The organism is Caballeronia zhejiangensis (assembly GCF_000698575.1).
In the GTDB taxonomy this organism is placed as follows: domain Bacteria; phylum Pseudomonadota; class Gammaproteobacteria; order Burkholderiales; family Burkholderiaceae; genus Caballeronia; species Caballeronia zhejiangensis.
Map to the genome: position 1 here is coordinate 304,313 of NZ_JFHD01000004.1, position 21,538 is coordinate 325,850.

Annotated in this window: 20 protein-coding genes and 1 pseudogene; 7 read left to right on the top strand and 14 right to left on the bottom strand. The window is 64.6% G+C overall.

Annotated elements, in window-relative coordinates:
- Positions 1 to 53: 53 nt before the first annotated feature.
- From BG60_RS09255 to BG60_RS09265, 3 genes are all read right to left on the bottom strand, one after another.
- A complete protein-coding gene (locus BG60_RS09255) occupies positions 54 to 2,717 on the bottom strand; it encodes an ATP-binding cassette domain-containing protein (protein WP_008345359.1) in 2,664 nt (887 codons plus the stop codon).
- Complete coding sequence (locus BG60_RS09260) at positions 2,714 to 3,013, bottom strand: hypothetical protein (protein ID WP_008345358.1); 300 nt, start codon at positions 3,011 to 3,013, stop codon at positions 2,714 to 2,716. The genes BG60_RS09255 and BG60_RS09260 overlap by 4 nt, the downstream gene beginning before the upstream one ends.
- Positions 3,014 to 3,409: 396 nt before the next feature.
- A complete protein-coding gene (locus BG60_RS09265) occupies positions 3,410 to 3,679 on the bottom strand; it encodes a hypothetical protein (RefSeq protein ID WP_008345357.1) in 270 nt (89 codons plus the stop codon).
- A gap of 353 nt (positions 3,680 to 4,032) precedes the next feature.
- Between BG60_RS09265 and BG60_RS09270 the strand changes: the two genes are divergently transcribed.
- Both BG60_RS09270 and bamA read left to right on the top strand, forming a co-directional pair.
- Positions 4,033 to 4,422, top strand: coding sequence for a hypothetical protein (locus BG60_RS09270; protein WP_008345356.1), 390 nt, complete (start codon positions 4,033 to 4,035; stop codon positions 4,420 to 4,422).
- 36 nt (positions 4,423 to 4,458) lie between these two features.
- Entirely contained in the window at positions 4,459 to 6,753 is a 2,295-nt protein-coding gene (gene bamA / locus BG60_RS09275; protein WP_034471139.1) for an outer membrane protein assembly factor BamA, read from the top strand.
- Positions 6,754 to 6,806: 53 nt separating this feature from the next.
- Here the strand turns inward: bamA and BG60_RS09280 are convergent, their stop codons facing one another.
- Positions 6,807 to 7,559, bottom strand: a complete 753-nt coding sequence (locus tag BG60_RS09280; protein ID WP_008345354.1) for a winged helix-turn-helix domain-containing protein — start codon at positions 7,557 to 7,559, stop codon at positions 6,807 to 6,809.
- 2 nt (positions 7,560 to 7,561) lie between these two features.
- A complete protein-coding gene (locus BG60_RS09285; RefSeq protein ID WP_051078953.1) occupies positions 7,562 to 7,855 on the bottom strand; it encodes a DUF2866 domain-containing protein in 294 nt (97 codons plus the stop codon).
- Positions 7,856 to 8,061: 206 nt separating this feature from the next.
- On the opposite strand from BG60_RS09285, the gene BG60_RS09290 reads away from it, so the two are divergent.
- Both BG60_RS09290 and BG60_RS09295 read left to right on the top strand, forming a co-directional pair.
- Positions 8,062 to 9,669, top strand: coding sequence for an ATP-binding protein (locus BG60_RS09290; protein ID WP_008345352.1), 1,608 nt, complete (start codon positions 8,062 to 8,064; stop codon positions 9,667 to 9,669).
- Between the two features lie 3 nt (positions 9,670 to 9,672).
- A complete protein-coding gene (locus tag BG60_RS09295) occupies positions 9,673 to 10,365 on the top strand; it encodes a response regulator (RefSeq protein WP_008345351.1) in 693 nt (230 codons plus the stop codon).
- 8 nt (positions 10,366 to 10,373) lie between these two features.
- On the opposite strand, the gene BG60_RS09300 is transcribed toward BG60_RS09295, so the two are convergent.
- On the bottom strand, positions 10,374 to 11,678 hold the full coding sequence (locus BG60_RS09300) for an ATP-binding protein (RefSeq protein ID WP_034471160.1): 1,305 nt from the start codon (positions 11,676 to 11,678) through the stop codon (positions 10,374 to 10,376).
- 11 nt (positions 11,679 to 11,689) lie between these two features.
- Positions 11,690 to 12,409, bottom strand: coding sequence for a response regulator (locus BG60_RS09305; protein ID WP_008345349.1), 720 nt, complete (start codon positions 12,407 to 12,409; stop codon positions 11,690 to 11,692).
- Positions 12,410 to 12,796: 387 nt separating this feature from the next.
- Between BG60_RS09305 and BG60_RS09310 the strand changes: the two genes are divergently transcribed.
- Complete coding sequence (locus tag BG60_RS09310) at positions 12,797 to 13,942, top strand: porin (RefSeq protein ID WP_008345348.1); 1,146 nt, start codon at positions 12,797 to 12,799, stop codon at positions 13,940 to 13,942.
- 63 nt (positions 13,943 to 14,005) lie between these two features.
- Here BG60_RS09310 and BG60_RS09315 read toward each other — a convergent pair.
- From BG60_RS09315 to BG60_RS09325, 3 genes and pseudogenes are all read right to left on the bottom strand, one after another.
- A pseudogene (locus tag BG60_RS09315) lies at positions 14,006 to 14,404 on the bottom strand (fumarylacetoacetate hydrolase family protein); the annotation flags it as partial.
- On the bottom strand, positions 14,347 to 14,898 hold the full coding sequence (locus tag BG60_RS09320; protein WP_008345346.1) for a shikimate dehydrogenase family protein: 552 nt from the start codon (positions 14,896 to 14,898) through the stop codon (positions 14,347 to 14,349). The pseudogene BG60_RS09315 and the gene BG60_RS09320, both read right to left, overlap by 58 nt.
- On the bottom strand, positions 14,895 to 16,166 hold the full coding sequence (locus BG60_RS09325; RefSeq protein ID WP_008345345.1) for an acyl CoA:acetate/3-ketoacid CoA transferase: 1,272 nt from the start codon (positions 16,164 to 16,166) through the stop codon (positions 14,895 to 14,897). Before BG60_RS09325 ends, BG60_RS09320 begins: the two co-directional genes overlap by 4 nt.
- 154 nt (positions 16,167 to 16,320) lie before the next feature.
- On the opposite strand from BG60_RS09325, the gene BG60_RS09330 reads away from it, so the two are divergent.
- Together BG60_RS09330 and BG60_RS09335 are read left to right on the top strand one after the other, a co-directional pair.
- Positions 16,321 to 16,662 (top strand): helix-turn-helix transcriptional regulator, encoded by a 342-nt coding sequence (locus BG60_RS09330; protein WP_008345344.1) that lies wholly within the window; start codon positions 16,321 to 16,323, stop codon positions 16,660 to 16,662.
- The gene (locus BG60_RS09335) at positions 16,662 to 17,993 is read left to right on the top strand and encodes a type II toxin-antitoxin system HipA family toxin (RefSeq protein WP_033535671.1); all 1,332 of its coding nucleotides are present in this window, start codon (positions 16,662 to 16,664) and stop codon (positions 17,991 to 17,993) included. Before BG60_RS09330 ends, BG60_RS09335 begins: the two co-directional genes overlap by 1 nt.
- 9 nt (positions 17,994 to 18,002) lie before the next feature.
- On the opposite strand, the gene BG60_RS09340 is transcribed toward BG60_RS09335, so the two are convergent.
- The 4 genes from BG60_RS09340 to BG60_RS09355 form a co-directional block, all read right to left on the bottom strand.
- Positions 18,003 to 19,310, bottom strand: a complete 1,308-nt coding sequence (locus BG60_RS09340) for a chloride channel protein (RefSeq protein WP_008345342.1) — start codon at positions 19,308 to 19,310, stop codon at positions 18,003 to 18,005.
- Between the two features lie 48 nt (positions 19,311 to 19,358).
- Positions 19,359 to 19,757, bottom strand: a complete 399-nt coding sequence (locus BG60_RS09345; protein ID WP_008345341.1) for a MarR family winged helix-turn-helix transcriptional regulator — start codon at positions 19,755 to 19,757, stop codon at positions 19,359 to 19,361.
- A 49-nt stretch (positions 19,758 to 19,806) separates the two neighbouring features.
- On the bottom strand, positions 19,807 to 20,208 hold the full coding sequence (locus BG60_RS09350) for a hypothetical protein (protein ID WP_008345340.1): 402 nt from the start codon (positions 20,206 to 20,208) through the stop codon (positions 19,807 to 19,809).
- A gap of 11 nt (positions 20,209 to 20,219) precedes the next feature.
- Positions 20,220 to 21,538: tetratricopeptide repeat protein (locus BG60_RS09355; protein ID WP_034471141.1), on the bottom strand; the 1,319-nt coding region annotated here is incomplete at its 5' end.

A 21,538-nucleotide genomic window follows, 5' to 3' on the forward strand; every position in this document is an offset into this window, starting at 1 on the left:
TTCAACGGCGCAGCATTGCATCGGTCACATTCGAACGCGCGCTCGCGCCGCCCTCATCGAAGCGATGTGCGCGCCGTCACGTCGCCGATCGTCGCGATCAGCTTCGGCGCGGCGACCGGCTTCGTCAGATGCGCCTGAAAGCCCGCGGCCTGTGCGCGCGAACGTGCATCCGCCTGCGTGTGTCCCGTCAGCGCGATCGCGGGCATGCGTTCGGACAGCGACGCGCCGCGGCGCGACTCTTCCTCGCGAATGAGTCGCAGCACGTCGTAGCCGTTCTGTTCGCCGCCTAGCACGATGTCGCACAGAAGCGCGTCCGGCCACTGCGCGCCGGGCAGTTCGCGCAGACGCGCAAGCGCTTCATCGCCCGATGCGCAAGACATGACGCGCGCGCCCACCGATTCGAGCACGGCTTCGAGCGCATCGCGCGCGTCTTCCTGATCGTCGAGCACCATCACGGTGATGCCGGCCAATGCATCGTCATGCGTGGCTTCGGACGCTTGCGGATCGTCGAGCACGGGACGCAGCGGCATCGTCGCGACATACGCGACATGCTCGTCGATATAGCGCACCGTGAAGCCGCCGCCCATTTCGTTCAATGCGGATTCGAGCCGCCGCATCTGCTGCGAAGACAGATCGGCGGGACTCGCGCGCTGACCGATCACCGTGAGATTCGCGTGATTGTCTTCGCGAAACACGCGCAGTTCGATGCGCTCGCCGCGCGCCGCCGAGCTCATGTGCGAACGGCACAGATCGGCCACGATCTGCTGCAGCACGCTGGCATCGCCCGAGACGCGCAAACCCGGATCGCTGATGACCGTGTAGAGATTCACGCCGCGCGTGACGATCTCGTCGTGCAGCGCATCGACCACGCCTGCGACGAGCGCATCCAGTCCGAGCGCCGTCGCGGACACCTTGCGTTGCGCGTGCTTCAGCTCGCCCTGCTGCCATTGCAGCGACCACATGCGCGCGTACACGCCATCGCGCGCGAGCAGTTCGTCGTGCTGTCCCTGCTCGACGATGCGTCCATGCTCCATCACGAGAATCCAGTCGGCATCGACGACAGTGGACAGCCGGTGCGCGATGACGATCGACGTGCGGCCCTCCGCGAGCCTGTCGAGCTCGTTCTGGATCGCGCGTTCGGAGCGCGTATCGAGCGCGGACGTCGCTTCGTCGAACACGATGATGCGCGGATTCTTGAGTATCGCCCGCGCAATCGCGATGCGCTGACGCTCGCCGCCGGAGAGCCGCACGCCGCGCTCGCCGACGCGCGTCTCGTAGTCGTCCGGCAGACGCTCGATGAAGCCGTCGAGTTGCGCCGCGCGGGCCGCCCGCGCGATGTCCGCGCGCGTCGCGCCGGGACGCCCATAGCCGATGTTGTAGGCGATCGTGTCGTTGAAGAGCACGGTGTCCTGCGGCACGATGCCGATGGTCGCGCGCAGGCTGTTCTGCGTGACCTGCGAGATGTCCTGACCGTCGATGCGTATCGCGCCCGCCGTCGGCTCGTAGAGCCTGAACAGCAGCTTCACGAGCGTCGACTTGCCCGATCCGCTGCCGCCGACGACCGCGAGCTTCTTGCCCGGATGCGCGCGAAAATCGACATCGCGCAGAATCTGCCGCGCCGGATCGTAGCCGAACTCGACATGATCGAACTCGATCTCGCCCGCCGTCACGACGAGCGGCTTCGCGTGCGCTTCATCGACATCCTCGCGCACGCGGCCGCGCGACAGCAGAATGTTGAACATGCGCTCGACGTTGACCATCGCGTCGTTGGTCTCGCGAAACACGAAGCCGAGCGTGTTGAGCGGATTGCACACCTGCACGATATACGCGTTGACGAGCACGAGATCGCCCACGCTCATCGTGCCCGCGACGACGTGTTGCGCCGCGCGCAACATCACCGCCGCAATGCCGATCGTGATGATCGTGCTCTGCCCGACATGCAGCAGCGTGAGCGCGCGCTGATTGGCGATGCGCGCATGCACCCACTGCTCCAGCACGCTCGAAAGACGCCGCGTTTCGATGCTTTCGCTCGCGAAGAACTTCACCGTTTCGTAGTTGAGCAGGCTGTCGACGAGACGGCCGTCCGATTGTGCTTCGAGGCCGTTCACCGCGCGCTGGAAGCGCATGCGAAAGCGCGTGAAGATGACCGTCCACACCGAATACAGCACGAACGTCGCGCCGATGATCGCCATGAATTCCAGCGAATACGCGTGCACCATGACCGCGACGATCGTGCCGATCTCGATCATCACCGGCACGATCGTGAAGAGCGATGTGCCGAGCAAAAAGCCGATGCCGTCCGCGCCCTTCTGCACGTCGCGCACGACCGCGCCGGTTTCGCGCCGCGCATGAAAGCGCGCGCCGAGCGCATGAAGATGCGCGAACGTGCGCTCGGTGAACGACGCGACCGTGCGCTGCGTGACGATGCTGAAGACGACGTCGCGCGCTTCGTTGAGCACATCGCCGAGATAGCGCAGCAGCACGTAGGCGAGGACGAGAAAGACCGGAAAGACGACGCTCGATGCGGGATGGCTGAACTCGTCGATGACGCGCTTGAGCATCAGCGGCACGCCGACCACCGCGAGCCGCGCGCCGATCATCAGCGCGACCGCCGCGGCGGTCTGATAGCGCCAGGCCCACACCGCGCGCCACAGATCGGCGCCGATGCGCCTGCGCACGCGCGCGCGCTCCTGATCCTCCGTTACGCGGGCCGTCACTCCTTCCAGTCCTTGCGCTTGCCCGCGCCGGGACTCGATGCGCCCTTCGTCGCGGATTGCGCGTTGTTCTTCTGCACGCGCTCTTCTTCCATGCGGCTAAGCGTGGCCGGGTCCGTGCCCGACTGGCCCGCGGCGCCCGCGCCGCCGGCGACACCCGCGGATTTCCCGGATGCCTGGTTTCCCGATGTGGAATGGCCTGGCGGCGCACCGTTTTGCTGGGCGTTTGCGAGCGTGACGCCCGACAGCGAGACGCACGCGAGCGTGTGGATCATTCCCGATCGTAATTTGCGATTCATGGCGTTCTTCCTGCAACAGGGAGTGGTCAGCACTGGTGTGTCGATCAGCAACCCGTGCGCCCGGGACCGCAATGACGGACCGAATGGGAAGCGTCAAGGGGCCTGAATCCAGCATGAACCCACGTCATCATCGGGGCGCCCGAAGTCTTGTCCGACAGCGAATCGATATCGCCGGAGGCATCTCAGGCTGTTTTGCAATTCGTGAAGCAATGCCATGCACTCTTTACCATTGCAACCGATCTGTCGTAGACGAATCTGACGCTATTCCTGTTCGGAAACTCTACGCTCGAATTGCGTGAGCGTGAGGTCGATCCTCGAGAGAGTCTGCCTATCCATCTTGTCGTAGTGGATTGAGATCGAAAAGACTCGACCCAGTACGTTTGCAGGCAATTGCCTTCAATGAGCCTTGCGCGCCGCCTCTTCCAGCCGCAAAGACGATTCGAGAACTTCGCTCGAAGACGTGACGAATTCGCGTGCCCATTGCGTGGCGGCGCGCTCGGCGGCGCTCCGTGTTCCATACGCGACGTTGGTCGGAAAGGTCGCTTTGGGCACTTCGTCGTGCTTTCGATAATCTCGCTGGCGCGAGAACTGTGCGATCGCGGTCCAGCCATCATCCGGTACGTGTTCTGGAATGATCTCGACAAAAAAACCGCTCATGGAGTACATGATGTCCTTCGTTTAAAAGCACATCTGCTGATGCAAGGTCCGAACGCCCGGAGAAACGCCCGACCGTTCGAGCGCTGCCTTGCCGCGCCGCTTTCGACGGCCACGCAATGCACGTTTTTCCAGACATGCGATGTAAATCAGGCATTCGGATAGCTTAGCCCTTATCGAGCAAATATCGGACCGCGGCGCCTAAAAAATCACGCGCATTTCATGATGTGGTTATAGGAAAGCATTCGATTGAATGCGCCGCTTTCTTGGCCGCATCCCGGGCAACATCCGGTAAGAGGCGCGTAACCCAATGCGCGTCGTGCCTTCATAGACTGTGCGCTTTCGATAACCCGCTTCGAACGCACATGCGCCCGGCTCTCACCATCGATTCGCTCGCGAGCTTCCGGCTTAGCGAAGACGGCGGCTATCTCGTCGTCGACGCGCGCTCGGGCTCGTCGGTCGCATTGCATTGCTCCGTCATGCACGAGTTGATCGCCGCGCTCGCGCACGCCATCGCGTGCTCGGAAAGAATCCGCAAGAAAAATCGCGCGGCCAAATTCACGATGCATTGCGCAGGCTGGGAAGTCGCGCTCGATGCGGATGGCACCGGCGCGCTGATTCTCTCCTTCGTCCTTCAGGGCGGCGCGCAGCTCTCCTTTCGCATACGCCGCGAAAGCGCGCTGCAGATCCATGAAGTCATCGGCGCGGCGACCGGCCAGTCCCTGCCCGCCATCGGCGATGCACCGATCCAGTAAGCCCGCGCCGCTCTCTCCACTTTTCCCGGTTCCCGCATGAAGCATCACATCTATCGCTCGCTCGCAGTCGCGGCGGGCGCCCTCGTCAGCGCGCACGCGCATGCCGGCAGCAGCTTCATCGTGCGCGACATTCGCGTGGAAGGCGTGAGCCGCGTCGATCCGTCGACGGTCTTCGCCAATCTCAAGATACGGCGCGGCGACACCTTCACCGAGACGGGAGCCACCGATGCGATCCGCGCGCTCTACGACACCGGCCTCTTCACCGACGTGAGCGTGTCGACCGAAGGCGACGTGCTCGTCGTGCGCGTCGTCGAAGCGGCGGCCATCGCCGGCGTTCAGTTCGCGGGCGTGCATGAATTCGACAAGGACAATTTGTCGAAGGCGTTGAAATCGGTCGGACTCGCGCCGGGTCAGACCTACAACAAGGCGCTCGCGAACCGCGCGGAACAGGAACTCAAGCGCCAATATCTGATGCGCGGCTTTTACGCCGCCGAAGTCACGACCACGGTGACGCCGCTCGATCGCGGCCGCGTGCAACTGCTTTTCTCGGTCGCCGAAGGACCGAGCGCGAAGATCAGGCAGATCAATTTTCTCGGCAACACCGCGTTCGATGAAAAGACGCTGCACGACGAGATGCAGCTCTCCACGCCCAACTGGTTTTCCTGGTACACGAAGAACGATCTTTATCAGAAGGAGAAGCTCACCGGCGATCTGCAAAACCTGCGCTCGTTCTATCTCGATCGCGGCTACCTCGAATTCAGCGTGGAATCGACGCAGGTTTCGATCTCGCCCGACAAGAAGGACATGTATCTGACGATCATGCTGCACGAAGGCAAGCCTTACACCATCACGAGCGTGAAGCTCGCGGGCAATCTGCTCGGGCGCGATGCGGAATTGGCGCGGCTCGTGAGCATCGAGCCGGGCGAGCTGTTCTCGGCTAACAAGCTGCAGCAAGTGACGCAGACGCTCGTCGACAGGCTCGGCGGATACGGCTACGCCTTCGCGAGCGTGAACGCGCAGCCGGACATCGATCAGGCGCATCACACGGTCGCGCTCACGTTGCAGGTCGATCCGGGCAAGCGCGTGTATGTGCGCCGCCTCGAAGTGATCGGCAATACGCGCACGCGCGATGAAGTCGTGCGCCGTGAAATGCGCCAGTTCGAAAGCGCATGGTTCGACAGTCAGGCGCTCAAGCTCTCGAAAGACCGCATCAGCCGTCTCGGCTATTTCACCGATGTCGATGTGACGACCGTGCCCATCGAAGGCGATCCGGATCAGGTCGACGTGCAGATGAAAGTGACAGAGAAACCGACAGGGGCGATCACGCTCGGCGCGGGCTTTTCATCGACGGACAAGGTCGTGCTGTCCGCCGGCGTCACGCAGGACAACGTGTTCGGCTCGGGCACGAGTCTCGGCGTGAACGTCAATACGGCGAAGACGTATCGCACGCTGAGCATCACGCAGACGGACCCGTACTTCACCGTCGACGGCATTCAGCGCATCACCGATGCGTATTACCGGACGACGTATCCGCTCTACTATTCGAGCGATTCGAGCTTTCGTATCGTGAGCATGGGCGTCGACACGAAGTTCGGCATTCCGTTCTCCGAATCGGACATGGTGTACTTCGGCGCGGGCGTCGAGCAGGATCGCTTCAATACCGATTCGGATACGCCGCAATCGTATCTGGACTACGTGAGCGAGTTCGGCCGTGTGGTGAACAACGTGCCGCTCACGGCGAGCTGGAAGCGCGACCATCGCGACAGCGCGCTGGTGCCGAGCCGCGGCTATTATTTGCAGGCCAACGCGGAAGTGGGCACGCCGCTCGGCAACACCGAGTACTACAAGACCGATTTCACCGCGCAGTATTACCACTCGTTCTCGCGCGGCTTCGTGTTCGGCGTGAATCTTCAGGCGGGCTATGGCTCGGGTCTGGGTGGCAAGTCGTATCCGATCTTCAAGAATTACTACGCGGGCGGCATCGGTTCCGTGCGCGGCTACGAGTCGAGCTCGCTCGGTCCGCGCGACAAGACGACGAACGATCCGATCGGCGGCTCGAAGATGGTCGTCGCCAACATCGAGATGACGTTCCCGTTGCCGGGCACCGGCTACGACCGCACCTTGCGCGTGTTCACCTTCGTCGATGGCGGCAACGTCTGGGGCGACGAAGGCAACAGCACCGGATCGAACGGCCTGCGTTACAGCTACGGCATGGGCCTCGAATGGATTTCGCCGATCGGCCCGCTGAAGCTGAGCCTCGGTTTCCCGATCGTGCATCACAGCGGAGACACGTATCAGAAGTTCCAGTTTCAGATCGGCACCGCGTTTTAAGGCTCTTTACGTGAATCTCCGGCGAACAGTCCGGCCCGTCCCGGTTCGGCGATCTACGCATGAGCGGGCATGACCGCGCCGAGCTTCGCGCCATTCGGACTGAAGGCGTAGCCGCGCCCGCGTATCGTCTGAATGAGGCGCGGCTCTGCGGGATCGTCCTCGACGATCTGTCGCAAACGGCACACGAGCGCATCGACCGAGCGCTCGGACAGCGCACAGCCCTGCTCGCTCAACTGACGGGTGAGGCGCAGGCGCGACATCACCGTCATCGGATTGCGCGCGAACAATGCGAGCAGTTCGATGAGCCTGTCGTGTACGTCGATGGCCACGCGCTTGCGCTTCAGCGTGCGCTTCGCCGGATCGAGCACGAAGTCGCCGAGGCGCAGCTTGCCGTCGCCGGGCGTGACCGGCAATGCACGCCGCGCGCGATGACGCAACAGATTGCGCATCCGCGAAAGAATCTCGCGCTCGTTGCAGGGCATTTGCACGAAGTCGTCGGCGCCGAGATCGAGACAGGTGATGGCGTCCATCCAGCCGTGCGGCGCGCCGATGACGAGCACCGCGATATCCGGATGCAGCGTGCGCAGATCGCAGAGCACGGCTGCCGTGGGCGTGTCGGTCAGTTCGTTGCTGAGCAGGATCAGCGAAGGCTTCGTGTGCTCGATCTCGACGGCGAGCGTCTCTGCATTCGAGATCGTTCGCATCGCCGGGTAATAGCTCGAAAGAAATGCGCGCAGTTTTTGCCGAACGCCGTCATCCGGCTCGACGATGACAATGCGATGCGGCTCGTGCGTACCTGAGATCATCGTTACGCCCTCCGCAGCTTCGGACGGCCGAGCGCGGCCGCATCGAGCGCGACGTGACGTTCGCCGTTGGCGTGCAGGCGCATGCGCTCGCGGATTTCCGGTTCCGTCGCGCTCACATGCACCGCGATGAACGAGCGTTCGCCGCGAAAGTTGATCCATTCGACGACACGGCAGGACGCGCCCCACGGCTGCACGATCGGCGCGGAAAGGCGGCAGCCGCGCAGTTTCGTCGCGGGTTCGTCGGCGATCTGCGCTACATCGGCGGAACTTCGTCCGGGCCAGGACGGGCGCTTCATATCGGCCTCCTTTCGTTCGGTGCGTGGCATGGCGTAACTCCGTGGTTTTCCCTTGAGATTGCCAGCGACGTTAGCGATCAATGCCGCATCCAGCATGGAGAAAAAATGGAGAAGTCGTGGAGATTCGCGAGGAAACTGCGTGACGAAGGCCGCATCAACTAGAATCGGCCGTCATTCAATCCGCCTGCCACGCGAAGGGTTCCTCATTGAAGTTTCGTTTTGGCATCGCCTCGAAGATCTTTCTGCTCGTGCTGGTCGCGTGTCTCGTCATCACGTTGACGATGGGCTACGCCGTGCGCGTCAGCTTCGAGAACGGCTTTCTGCATTACGTGCGCGAACGCGATGCGGGGCGCGAACGCGCCGTGATGGCGAAGGTCGCGAGCGAGTACGCCGCGCACGGCAACTGGGCGTTCCTGCGCGGCAACGACGACGCATGGCTCGCGCTGCTCGACGACGCACAGGAGCAGTTCGTGCGGCGCGAGATCGAAGACATGCGCGCGACCGTGCCGAGCGCGTGGCGCAGCTTTCCGGGCAGCGGGAGCGTGGCGCGCATCCTCGGGCCGCTCGGCGAGCCGTGGCACGGTCCGCACTGGGGCATGCGTCCTTCGAACGCGTTGCCGAACCCGTCGCCTTTCGCGCCGCCCGAATCCGCACGTCTGCGCGATTCGCTGAATACAGCGCCCGAAATCGAATCGGCGGATCGCGTGCGCGGGCATAGACGGGAACGTCCGCCTGCCGCGCTGTTCGATGCGGATCGCGCGCTCGTCGCATCCACCAACGAGCCGCCGCCGCCGGATGCGCCCGCGTCGCCCGTGCGCGTGCATGGCAAGATCGTCGGCTGGCTCGCAACCGCCGGGCCGACGCCGCTCACCGACGCCGCCGACATCGCGTTTCAGGCGCAGCAGATGCGCGCGACCTGGCAGATCGGCGGCGTCGCCGTGATACTCGCCGCCGTCGTCGCGATGGTGCTCGCGCGCCTCGTGCTCGTGCCGGTGCGCCGCGTGATGGCCGCGACGCATCGGCTCGCGAGCGGTGACTATTCGATTCGCGTGCCCGCGAAGAATCGCGACGAGCTCGACAAGCTCGCATCGGACTTCAACTCGCTCGCCGATTCGCTGGAGCGCGCGGAACGTTGCCGGCGCGAGTTCATCGCGGACGTGTCGCACGAATTGCGCACGCCGCTCGCCGTGCTGCGCAGCGAACTCGAAGCGATCGAAGACGGCGTGCATGTATTCGATGCCGCATCGCTCGCCTCGCTGCAGACGGAAGTCGCGGCGCTGAACAAGCTCATCGAAGACCTGTACGACCTGTCGCTGAGCGATGTCGGCATGCTGCGCTATCGCAAGGCGCCCGCGCAGGTGAACGCGCTCACGCGCGCGTCCGTCGATGCGATGCGTCAGTCGTTCCGCGCGAAGCGGCTCGCCATCGATGTCGAATGCAGCGATGCGCTCGCCTCCGCCGATGTCGATGTCGACGCCGCGCGTTTCGTGCAATTGCTGAAGAACCTGCTGCAGAATTCCCTGCGCTACACGGATCCGAACGGGCGCGTGCGCGTCGCGCTCGCGGGCGCACCCGACGACTGGACGCTCAACGTGCAGGACTCGTCGCCGGGCGTGCCGACGTCCGCGCTGCCGCATCTCTTCGACCGTTTCTATCGCGTCGACGAATCGCGCAGCCGGCAAAGCGGCGGCGCGGGACTCGGGCTCTCGCTATGCAAGGCGATCGTCACGGCGCATGGCGGCAGCATCCGCGCGGACGATTCGGCGCACGGCGGCGTGTCGATCACCGCGCGCTTTCCTTCCCACCGCGAGTAAGCGATGCCCGTAACTTCTCCCGCCCATGTCCTGATCGTCGAGGACGAGCCGAAGCTGGCCGCCGTGCTCGCCGACTATCTGCGCGTCGCGGGTTACATCGTGACGACGCTCGCCGATGGCGCGCAGGTCATCCCGTTCGTGCGTCAAACGCCGCCTTCGCTGATGCTGCTCGACCTGATGTTGCCGGGCCGCGGCGGACTCGATATCTGCCGCGAATTGCGGACGTTTTCGGAGCTGCCGGTCATCATCCTGACGGCGCGCATCGACGAGATCGATCGTCTGCTCGGACTCGAAACCGGCGCGGACGACTACGTGTGCAAGCCGTTCAGCCCGCGTGAAGTGGTCGCGCGCGTGAAGGCGATCTTGCGTCGCGCGGGCGGCGCGAACGCAACCGCGAGCGGCGCGGCGGCCAGTGCGCTGCAAATCGATCCGCAGTTTCATCGCGTGACGCTCGACGGCCACGAACTGCGCCTCACGCCGATCGAATTCCGATTGCTGCATCTGCTGCATGTGTCGATGGGCCGAATACTGCCGCGCTCGTTTCTGCTCGATAACGTCTACGCGGATCATCGCGTGGTGACGGATCGCACGATCGACAGCCACATCAAGAATCTGCGCCGCAAGCTGCAGGACGTCCGGCCCGAGGGCGAGATCATCGTCTCGGTCTACGGCGTCGGATACAAGCTCGAAATCTGAGCGAACGTTCAGTTCGATGCGGGCATCGTCACGCGCGCGATCAGGCCCGAAGGCTCGCGATTGATGAGCGCGAGCGTGCCGCCGTGCGAACGCACGATGTCATCGACGATCGACAGCCCGAGGCCCACGCTGCCGGGCCGCTGCGCGCGCGCCGGGTCCAGGCGCACGAACGGCTCGATCACGTCCTGAAGGCGATCTGCGGGAATGCCCGGCCCGTCGTCGGTCACGTCGATCACCACGTTGCCTGCATCGAGCGCCGCCGTCACGACGATCTCCGTGCCGAAGTGAATGGCGTTGTCGATGAGATTCGTGAGAACGCGCTGGATCGCATCCGGCTTGCAGAAGAACGGAATCTGATCCGGCCCGTCGTAGCGGATCGCCGCGCCCGACTCCGCGTATTCGTCGCATAGCGTGCCGAGCAGCGCGCCGAGATCGAGCCACTCTTTTTTCTCCGCGCCCGCATCGCTCGTGAGGAATGCGAGGGCGGAACTCACCATTGTCTGCATCAGATCGATGTCGCGCAGCAGCTTGGCGCGCTCGATCTCTTTCTTCTCGGCGTCGAGCTGCAGGCGCATGCGCGTGAGCGGCGTGCGCAGATCGTGGCTGATCGCGGCGAGCATGCGCGTGCGGCTTTGCATCGAGCGCGCGATGCGTTCCTGCATGCGGTTGAACGCATGCGCGGCGCGGCGGATTTCGAGCGGTCCTTCTTCATCGATCGGCGCAACGGTGATGTCGCGGCCGAACGCATCGGCTTTCTCGGACAATCGCCGCAACGGGCGAATCACGCGCGACACCGCCCACGCCGACAATCCCGCGACGCCCACGCACAGAAACGCGAGCGCGCCGAAGAACGGAATCGTGAAGCGATCGGGCTCGCGTTCGTTGCGGTCGGTGCGAATCTCCAGCGTGCGCTGGCCGAGGGGAATCAGCACTTGAAGATTCTGCGTCGGCTGACGCGCATCGCACGTTCGCACCGTCAGCGCCGCGCCCGCGTGCAGTTCCGCTCTGAGCGCGGCTTCGAGATCGTGGGTGTCGAGCGTCGAGCCTTTGCAGATGACGGCATCGTCGACGAGCTTCGCCGTCATGCGCGCGCGACCGGCGGCGGCCAGCACGCGCACGCGGTCCGCGTCGGGCGTCGCGCTCAGCATGTCCACCAGCGCGACGATGCGATACGACGTCTGCCACGGCCACGGCGGGCTCGGCGGCGCGCCGGGATAGAACAGCAACACGATGAAGAGCAACAGCGTCGCCGCCGACGAGCCCGCGACGATCGCGAGAATCTGCCCGAGCGTGGTCGCGAAAACGCGCGGCATCAGGCGGCGCATCACTGGGCGGTCACTTCGGGCTGGAACGCGTAACCGTCGGCGCGCACGGTTCGGATCGGATCATCGAGCGGATCGTCGCCCGCGAGCTTGCGGCGCAGCCGGCTCACGAGCAGATCGACGGAGCGCGTCGCGATCGGGAAGTTTTTGCCGCGCGTGAGACGGATGAGTTCTTCGCGCGATAGCACTTGCCGCGGATGCTGGCACAGCACGAGCAGCAAGTCGGTTTCGGCGCCCGTCAACGGCACGCGCAAGCCGGCGGGCGAGCGTAGAAAGCGCCGGTACGGATAGAACGTGAAGCCGGAGAACGTCATCACGATTTCGCTTGCCGGCGCGCGCGCGGCGGCCTCGTTCGTCTGGCCGCGGCGCAACACGACGCGGATGCGCGCGAGCAGCTCGCGCAGATCGAAGGGCTTCGACACGTAATCGTCCGCGCCGAGTTCGAGGCCGACGACCTTGTCGGTCGGTTCGGACAGCGCGGTCAGCATGATGATGGGCGGCCCGCCCGATGCACGCACGCGACGGCAGAAGCTCAGGCCGTCTTCGCCGGGCAGCATCACGTCGAGCAGCACGAGGTCGAAGCCGCCGCGCGCGAGCAGTTCGTGTCCGGCTTCCGCGCTTCCGGCGACCTGCACGCGAAAGCCCTTGCCGCGCAGATAATCCGCGAGCGATTCGCTGATTTCCGGGTCGTCTTCCACGAGCAGCAGTTGAGATTCGTTCACTTCGTTGCACCGGTTCGAGAGCGGGCGGCGTCGCGCCTCAAGACGAGATTGTCCATCAATCCGGACCTGAACTTGATGTCAATCCGGACACACTCAGCCATCTTACTCAGTACGCGGATGTCGCGCGCAGACCACAACGTCCTTCCGATTCGCACAAGACATTACCGCAGGTAATCCCGATTCGCGCCGCATTGCGGCATCGCGCGCACGCGAACGCATTGATGCTCAAGGGATTCCTCTTTCGCTGTGCTCCGCAGGCGCACGCGTTACACAACATTCGGTAACTCGCGTCCAACGAAAGCACGTCATGTGCCGTGATTTAATCCGCCGTCCGATGCGTCGACCGATCGATCGGAAAGAACCTCAAGCTCTCTTGGAGATACCACAGTGAAGAAATCCCTATTCACGCTGAGCGCGCTGGCCGCGCTCGGCACCGTCGCCGGCACGGCGCACGCGCAAAGCAGCGTGACGCTCTACGGCCTCATCGACGCGGGCCTCACCTACACGAACAATCAGGGCGGCGCGCATAACGTTCAGGCGACGAGCGGCGCCGTCAACGGCAGCCGCTGGGGCCTGCGCGGAACGGAAGATCTCGGCGGCGGCCTGAAGGCGATCTTCACCCTCGAAAGCGGCTTCAGCATCATGAACGGCAAGCTCGGCCAAGGCGGACGCGAGTTCGGCCGTCAGGCGTTCGTCGGACTGTCGAGCGATCGCGCGGGCGCACTCACGCTCGGCCGTCAGTACGATTCCGTCGTCGATTATCTCGGCCCGCTCGCACTCACGGGCACGCAATACGGCGGCACGCAGGCCGCGCATCCGTTCGACAACGACAACCTCGACAACTCGTTCCGCGTCAGCAACTCCGTGAAGTACCAGAGCCTGAACTACGGCGGCTTCAAGTTCGGCGGCCTGTATGGCTTCTCGAACGATGCGGGCGGCTTCGCGACGAATCGCGCGTATAGCGTGGGCGCATCGTACAACTACGGTCCGTTGAACGTAGCGGCGAGCTACATGCAGCTGAACAACGCGGGCGCGACGCTGAATTCGAGCGGCGCAGTCAGCGATGACGCCACGTTCAGCGCAAGCCGTCAGCGCACGTTCGGCGCGGGCCTGAGCTACACGTTCGGCGCGGCGCAAGCGGGCTTCGTCTTCACGCAGACGCGACTCGACGGCGCGACGGGCATCGGCGCATCGGCATCGGGCACGACCAACGGCATCACGCTCGATGGCGGCAGCGCGCGCTTCACCAACTACGAAGTGAACGGCCGCTACAACCTGACGCCCGCGTGGTCGGTGTCGGGCGCGTACACCTTCACCGACGGCCATCTCGAAGGCGTCGATCCGAAGTGGAATCAGTTCAGCCTGCAAACGGCGTACGCGCTGTCCAAGCGCACCGACGTGTATCTGCAAGGCGTGTATCAGCACGTGAGCGATACGGGCGATTCGGGCATCACGGCGGCGATCAACGGACTGTCGGCATCGTCGACGAACAGCCAGGTCTCGGCGACCGTGGGCTTGCGTCACCGCTTCTGATCGAAGCGTGAGCGAACGGCGGACGCGTATGTCCGCCGTTTTTGCGTCGCATGGGTTGCGGCGTTACTGATCGTCCCAGCGCGCGACGGTCTGTTCCTGAACGCCGAGCCCTTCGACGGATAGCTTCATCACGTCGCCCGGTTTCAGGTATTGCTCGGGCTTCATGCCGAGGCCGACGCCCGGCGGCGTGCCCGTCGTGATGACATCGCCCGCTTCGAGCACGACGAACTGGCTGATGTACGAAACGAGCTTGCTGATCGGAAAGATCATGTCGGACGTCGATGAGTTCTGGATGCGCTTGCCGTTCAGTTCGAGCCACAGCGGCAGATTCTGCACGTCGCCGAGTTCATCGGGCGTGACGAGCCACGGACCGAGCGGACCGAAGGTGGGCGCCATCTTGCCTTTCACCCATTGACCGCCGTGTTCGAGCTGGAACGCGCGCTCGGACACGTCGTTGCAGACTTCGCGCGATCGATATCGCAGAGCGTGATGTGCGCGACGCCTGCATCCGCGAGCGATACCGCGATGGCCGCGCCCGCGCCGCCGCATCCGAGCACGAGCGCGCGCTTCGCTTTCACGTCGTGGCCCTTCGCGAACAGGCCGCGCACGAAGCCTTCGCCGTCGAACATGTCGGCGTGCCAGCGGCCTTCGTCATCGCGACGCAAAGCGTTCACCGCGCCGATGCGCCGTCCGCGCGAATGCACTTCATCGGCGATGGCGAGCGCACGTGTCTTGAACGGCGACGTCACGAGCAGGCCGTCGAGGTTCTTCAGGCGCAGCAGCGCGGGCAGAACCGCATCGATCTCGCTTGCCTCGATGTGCATCGGCACGAGCACCGCATCGATGCCCGCGTCGGCGAACTTGCGCGTATAGACTTCGGGCGAGCGCACCTGCGCGATAGGATCGCCGATGATGCCGTACAAGCGCGTGCGCCCCGTGATCGACGCGGCACTCATGCGCGGCTCCCGTACCACTCGGCGATGCGTTGCGAACGATGCCTACGTTCCCGGGCCACCGTTTCATCCTTGATGCCCATGAGTTGCGGCGCGAAGATGCGCGCGTCCATCTCGTGCACGTCGGTGGCGATGGCTGGACCGAAATCCATCTGCGCGAAGACATCGCGTTCGATATCGATGCCCGGCGCGACTTCGATCAACTCCAGCCCTTTATCGCCGACACGAAACACCGCGCGCTCGGTGATGAACAACGCGGAATTGCCGCGCTCGTGCGCGAGCGGCGCGCTATAGCAGATCTGTTCGAGCGAACGCACGAACTTCCGATGCCTGCCTTCCTGCAGGATCCGCGTCTTGCCGTTCTCCCATTGCACGTCGAGCCCGCCCGCGGTGAGCGTGCCGCTGAAGATCACGCGCTTCGCGTTCTGGCTGATGTTGATGAACCCGCCGACGCCGACGATCTTGTCGCCGAAGCGGCTGATGTTCACGTTGCCGTGCGCGTCGACTTCCGCGAACGAGAGGAACGCGAGATCGAGACCGCCGCCATCGTAGAAGTCGAATTGCGACGGCTGCTCGATCATCGCGGCGAAGTTCTGCGCGCCGCCCGAATCGCGGCCTGTGATGGGCGCACCGCCGATCAGCCCTTGCTCGTTGGTGAGGATCACCGAGTCGAGCAGGTCTTCTTCCGCGGCGACGGTCGAGAGTCCCGTCGAAATGCCTGCGCCGAGATTGCACACGGCATGCGGATACAGCTCCATCGCCGCGCGCCGCACGATTACCTTGCGCGGGCCGAACGGCAGCGGACGAATCTCCGAAAGCGGCACGCGCAATTCGCCGGCGTAGCTCGGATCGTAATCGGTCGCGTAAGTCTGACGCTGCTCCGGCTCGACGACGACGAAGTCCACGAGAATGCCGGGGATCTTCACTTGCTTGGGCGGCAGCGTGCCGCGCCGCGCCATGCGTTTCACCTGCACGACGACGATGCCGCGCGCGCGCCGTGTCGCCTGCGCCATCGCGAGCATTTCGCCGAGCACGGCTTCCTGTTCCATCGTGACGTTGCCGTCTTCGTCGGCGGTGGTGCCGCGCAGGAACGCGATATCGATCGGGAACGGCTTGAAGCGCAGCCATTCCTCGCCGTCGATACGCATCAGCTCGACGAGCATCTCTTCCGTCGACGGACTCTGACGCGCGCCCTGCTGACGCGGATCGACGAACGTGCCGAGCCCGGTCTTCGTGATGAGGCCGGGACGCCCGCCCGCCATTTCGCGCATCAGTTGAGACCTTGACGACGAGGCCATTGGGACAAACCCAAAGTACGAGGCATCGACGGGCACGCATCGATTTACAGGCTATGATCTGTTTTCACGCTTAACAAATCAAAGGCTGTAAAATGGCTTTACAGATCAAAACCTGTAGGAGCACGCGATGGACTATTCGCTGAAAACACTGAGCCAGCTCAGGCCGATCCTGATCGGCTTTCGCAAGGCGGCGGGCCTTACGCAAGCGGCGGTCGCGGCGCGTCTCGGCGTTACGCAGCAGACGTACGCGCAACTCGAAGCCAATCCGGCAGCAGTGAGCGTCGAACGTCTCTTCAAGGTTCTACGCGTGCTCGACGTGGAACTCGCGCTCACGCGAGCGGAAAAGGCGAGCGAAGCCACGCCGATACACCCGCCGCCGCCCATCGCGGCCAAGGCCACCGCCGCGCGCCCCGCACGCAAGCGCGCCACGGCCGCCGCTGCGGCCTCGAAGAAACGGGAGAACTGGTAATCATGGCGCGCCGCACGCAATCCGGCCGACTCGACCTGTGGATGAACGGCCTGCCCGTCGGGCATTGGGAAACAGGCGCGGCCGGCGAACGCCTCGTCTATCGCGACGACTGGATCGCCGATCCTCAAGGCCGTCCGCTATCGCTGTCGCTGCCCTTCACGCCGGGCAATCAGCCGTGGCGCGGGCAAGTCGTCACCGACTTCTTCGACAATCTCCTGCCCGATAGCGAGCCGATCCGCCGCCGCATCGCCACGCGATTCCGCACCGGCGGCACGGCGCCGTTCCAGTTGCTCGCGCAGTTGGGCCGCGATTGCGTCGGCGCCCTTCAAATGCTGCCGCCCGGCGAAGCGCCCGTCGATCTCGACACCATAAAAGGCCGTGCGCTCACCGCATCGCAGATCGCGCGTCTGTTACGCGAGACCACATCGGCGCCACAACTCGGTCAGCACGAAACGGTCGACGACCTGCGCCTGTCCATCGCCGGGGCGCAGGAAAAGACCGCGCTTCTGCGTCACGGCAAGCGCTGGCTTCTGCCCGAAGGCAGCACGCCGACCACGCATATCTTCAAGCTGCCGCTCGGGCTCGTCGGCAACATGCGCGCCGACATGCGTACGTCGGTCGAGAACGAATGGCTCTGCTCGAAGATCGTCGCGGCGTTCGGCCTGCCCATCGCGCGATGCGAAATGGAACGCTTCGACGATCAGAAGGTGCTCGTCGTCGAGCGCTTCGATCGCCGTCTGTCGAGCGACAAATCGTGGATCCTGCGCCTGCCGCAAGAGGACATGTGTCAGGCCACCGGCACGCCCGCGCTGCTCAAGTACGAGTCGGACGGCGGTCCCGGCATCGAACGGATCATGGAGGTGCTCGCCGGATCGACGCACGCCGCACAGGACCGTCTTCGCTTCTTTCGCACGCAGATGATCTTCTGGATACTCGCCGCCACCGATGGTCACGCGAAGAACTTCAGCATCGCGCATCTGCCCGGCAACCGGTATGAATCGACGCCGCTTTATGACGTGCTCTCGGCGCATCCGGTCATCGGTACGCGGGCCAATCAATTCGCCGCGCAACGCGTGCGCCTCGCGATGGCCGTGCGCAGCAAGAACGCGCACTATCTGATCGGCGAGATTCAGCGGCGGCACTGGATCGCGCAGGGGCGGCGCGTGGGACTCGCCGCGAACGATGTCGAAACGAAGATCGATGAACTCGGCGCGCGCACGCCGCACGTCATCGACGAAGTGGCCGCACGCTTGCCACGCGATTTCCCGATGGACGTCGCCGAGACGATCTTCGACGGCATGCGCCGCCTCGCGCGCAAGCTCGCATCGTGACGCGCGGCGTCACTTGCCCATGTACTTCTGCGCGAGCGCTTCGTAGAGCGGCGGTGCGAACAGCTTCGACACCTGGCTCGCAATCAGCGCGGTGGCCATCAGCGACAGCACGAGCGCGTGACCGTTGATCATCTCGATGACGATCACGAACGCCGTGATCGGACTCTGCGTGACGGCGGCGAGATAGCCGACCATGCCGAGCGCGATCAGCATCGGCAATTCCATGTTGCCGAACACGAGATGCAGCGCATTGCCGATGCCCGCGCCGATCGCGAGCGACGGCGCGAAAAGTCCGCCCGGCGCGCCCGGCAGATACGACCCGACCATCGACGCCATTTTCAGCAACGGATAGCTCGCGCCGACTTCCGTGTGGCCTTCGAGCATGCCGCGCGCTTCCGCATAGCCGCTGCCGAAGGTATGGCCGCCCGCCACCACGCCGATGACCGCGATGACGAGCCCGCACGCCGCGCCGAACGCCACCGGATGCGTCTGACGCCAGCTCGCGAGACGGCCCGGCATCCAGCGCTCCGTGTTGAGCAACAGCCAGCAGAAGATGCCGCCCGCGATGCCCGTCACCACGCCGAGCAAAACGACGGCGAGCGCGAGCGATTCGGGGAAGTGTCCGGTGAGATCGATCGTGCCGAAGTAGACGTAGTTGCCTTGCAGCGCGAGCGAAACGATGCCGGCAAAGATGATCGCCGTAATCAGCACGCCGCTCGTGCGCTGCTCGAAGCTGCGCGTGAGCTCTTCGATGGCGAACACCACGCCGGCGAGCGGCGCATTGAACGCCGCCGACAATCCCGCAGCCGCACCCGCGAGCGCGAGATTGCGTTCCAGCGCGCCGCCGCGCATGTTGCGCAAGCGTGTGGGATAGAAGCGGCGCAAGCTGAACATGAGCGCCGCGCCCACATGGATGGTCGGCCCTTCGCGTCCGATGGTGAAGCCGCCGAGAATCGACAGAAACGATATGGCGATCTTGCCGACGAGAATGCGCAGCGTGAGCAAGCGCGGCCCGAGCTCGCGCTTGTCGTGCAGCATGGCGATGACCTGCGGAATGCCGCTGCCTTCGGAGCCGGGAAAGAAGCGGCGCGTCAGCCAGACAGCGAGCGCGCCGATCGCGGGCGTGAGCAGCAGCGGCAACCACCAGTAGACGGCGACGACGCGCAGAAAAGCGTCGTACCCGAAGTCGATCAGCCGTGCATACATGACCGCGACGAGCCCGGTCGCGATCGCGCCGAGCCAGAACACGCCGTAATGCAGCCACAGTCTGCGCGCGCGCAGGATGGTGCGCCGGTCGATGAATCCAGGAATGTGCATCGGGGAAGCCGCCTAAAATTTAAGGCACATTGTGACATAAAAGTTGCATCACACTTCCTGCGGACCGAACACCCAGCCGAACGATCCATAGTGCGCCTTGTGTTCTGCAGCGAGCCTGAGCAGGCACCGCTCGCCCTTCGCGGTGAGGTGAACCTGCACTTGACGGCGATCGGTCTTGTCGGTTTTGCGAGTGACGAGTCCCGCCGTCTCGCATCGCGACACCAGCGCCGCGGTGCCGTTCGGCGCGGCCTGCAGCCGCTCCGCGAGCTCGCCCACGGTGGCCCAGCGCCGTTCGGGAAATCCGCGTACATGCAGAAGCAACTGGTACTGAAGCGTCGTGATGCCGGCCGCGTTGCAGACTTCCTCCGACACGCGCAGGAACTTGCGCAGCTCGTAACGGAAGCTCGACATCGCTTCCAGGTCCTGCTTGTTGATGCTCGATGACATTGGCGATCCTGATTCGAGATTGGCTTGCTCGCGGATCATACGACGCCGGCTACCCGAACACGCGTCGCCACGCCACCCGAAGGCGCCGCGCGCGGTCCTCGAACAGATACGAAGCGAGCAGCGCGAGAAGCATGGAGACGGCGCCCGTCAGCACATGCTCGACGTAAGGCAGACGATAGTGGCCCGGATGCGCATACGCATCGCCGATCGCGGTGAGCACGCCGACGAGCGCCGCATTGCCGTACCGGTTTCCGTAGAGTTTCGCGGCGGGCGTGAAGGTCAGAAGCAGCGCGAGCAGTCCGGTCAGAAGCCCGGTCTTGAACGCCACCATCCAGTGCGCGGCGCTGGCGATATTGCCCCAGCTGCCGGGCATGCACGTCATGCATGCGCTCGTCGGCTGCCAGAAGCGTTGAACGAAGACCTTGATTCGACGCGTCCATTCGTTCCACATGATCGCCGTCCTCATCGACGCAGCGCGTCATCGATTGCTGCGACCGCGCAAACCAAGCCGCGCTTCCTGCCCTCTTGCGCGAGTCGCTGTAGCGCATCCGTCGACGCCGCTTTCCGGTCGCCCTTGCCATGCGCGACGAGCGCGCGCGCCCGCGCCACGACGAATGCCGAAAACGGCGATGGCTCGCGTCGCGCGTAATCTTCGAGCGCCGCAGCGTGATGCGCGGCCGCGTCCAGAAGTCCGCGATCGAGGCACGCGTCTATCGCGTCGCGCCGAAAGAGAAAGTGGTTGTGGCTCACCGCGCCGCTGGCGAGCAGAGCTTCGCCTTCCGCGAGCGCGCTGTCGAAGACCGCGACGTCGTCCGTCGAACGCGCCAGCACGCCGAGATACGCGGCGCCCAGATACGTCATGCCGGTCTCGCGGCTGATCGACAGCGCCTCTTCGATATCGTCGAGCGCGTCGCGCCGGCGTCCCGCAACACGATGCAATTCCGCGCGCAACGCGAGCGCCTCGCCTTCGAAGCGCCTCGATTTCAGTTCGCGCGCACAGCGCAGCGCCGGGCCGACATGCTCCCACGCGCGATCCCACTGCGCGAGATCGTGCAGGCAGTGAAACGCCGCATGATGCGCAACCGCGAGCGCCCGCAACTGCCCGACCTTCTCCGCCGCGGCCACGCTCGCGAGCGCCGCATCGAGCCCCGCGTTCGCCGCGCCCGCGAACCATGCGGTAATCGCGTGCATCGGCAGATTGGCGACTTCGATCCGTCCGAATCCGTGACGCCGGCACAGCTCGATGCAGCGGCTGAAGGCGTCGTTCGCGCTGATCATCCGTCCGCGCATGTACTGCGCGTCGCCGATTCCGCCGAGCGCGGCGGCCTCCAGTTCCGCGTCGCCCGCTTGCTGCGCGAGCGCGAGGCTGCGTTCGTGTTCGCGCACGCAGCCTTCGATATCGCCGCGCGGAAAACACAGGTTGCCGCGCAGGAAATGGATGCGCGCTTCCTCGCGCAGCAGTCCTTGCGCGGTCGCGGCCGATGCGGCGCGATTCAGATCGGCCCACGCGCCATCGAGATCGTCGATGACGCGCTTCACCGTCGCGCGCCCGATCCACGCGTGACAGCGCGCCGTGTCGGTCGTGGCGAAGCCGAGCGCGGTTTCGAACGCCGCGAGCGCCGATGTCATGTCGCCCGCGTCGTGCAGGATCGTGCCGCGCAGGCATTCGAGCGCGGCGCGGTCGCTGTCCGCATCCGCGATTTCGAGCCCGCGCGCGACGAGCCGAAGCGCCGCTTCATGCCGATACGCCGACGCCTGCACGCGCGCCGCGTCGCAATAGG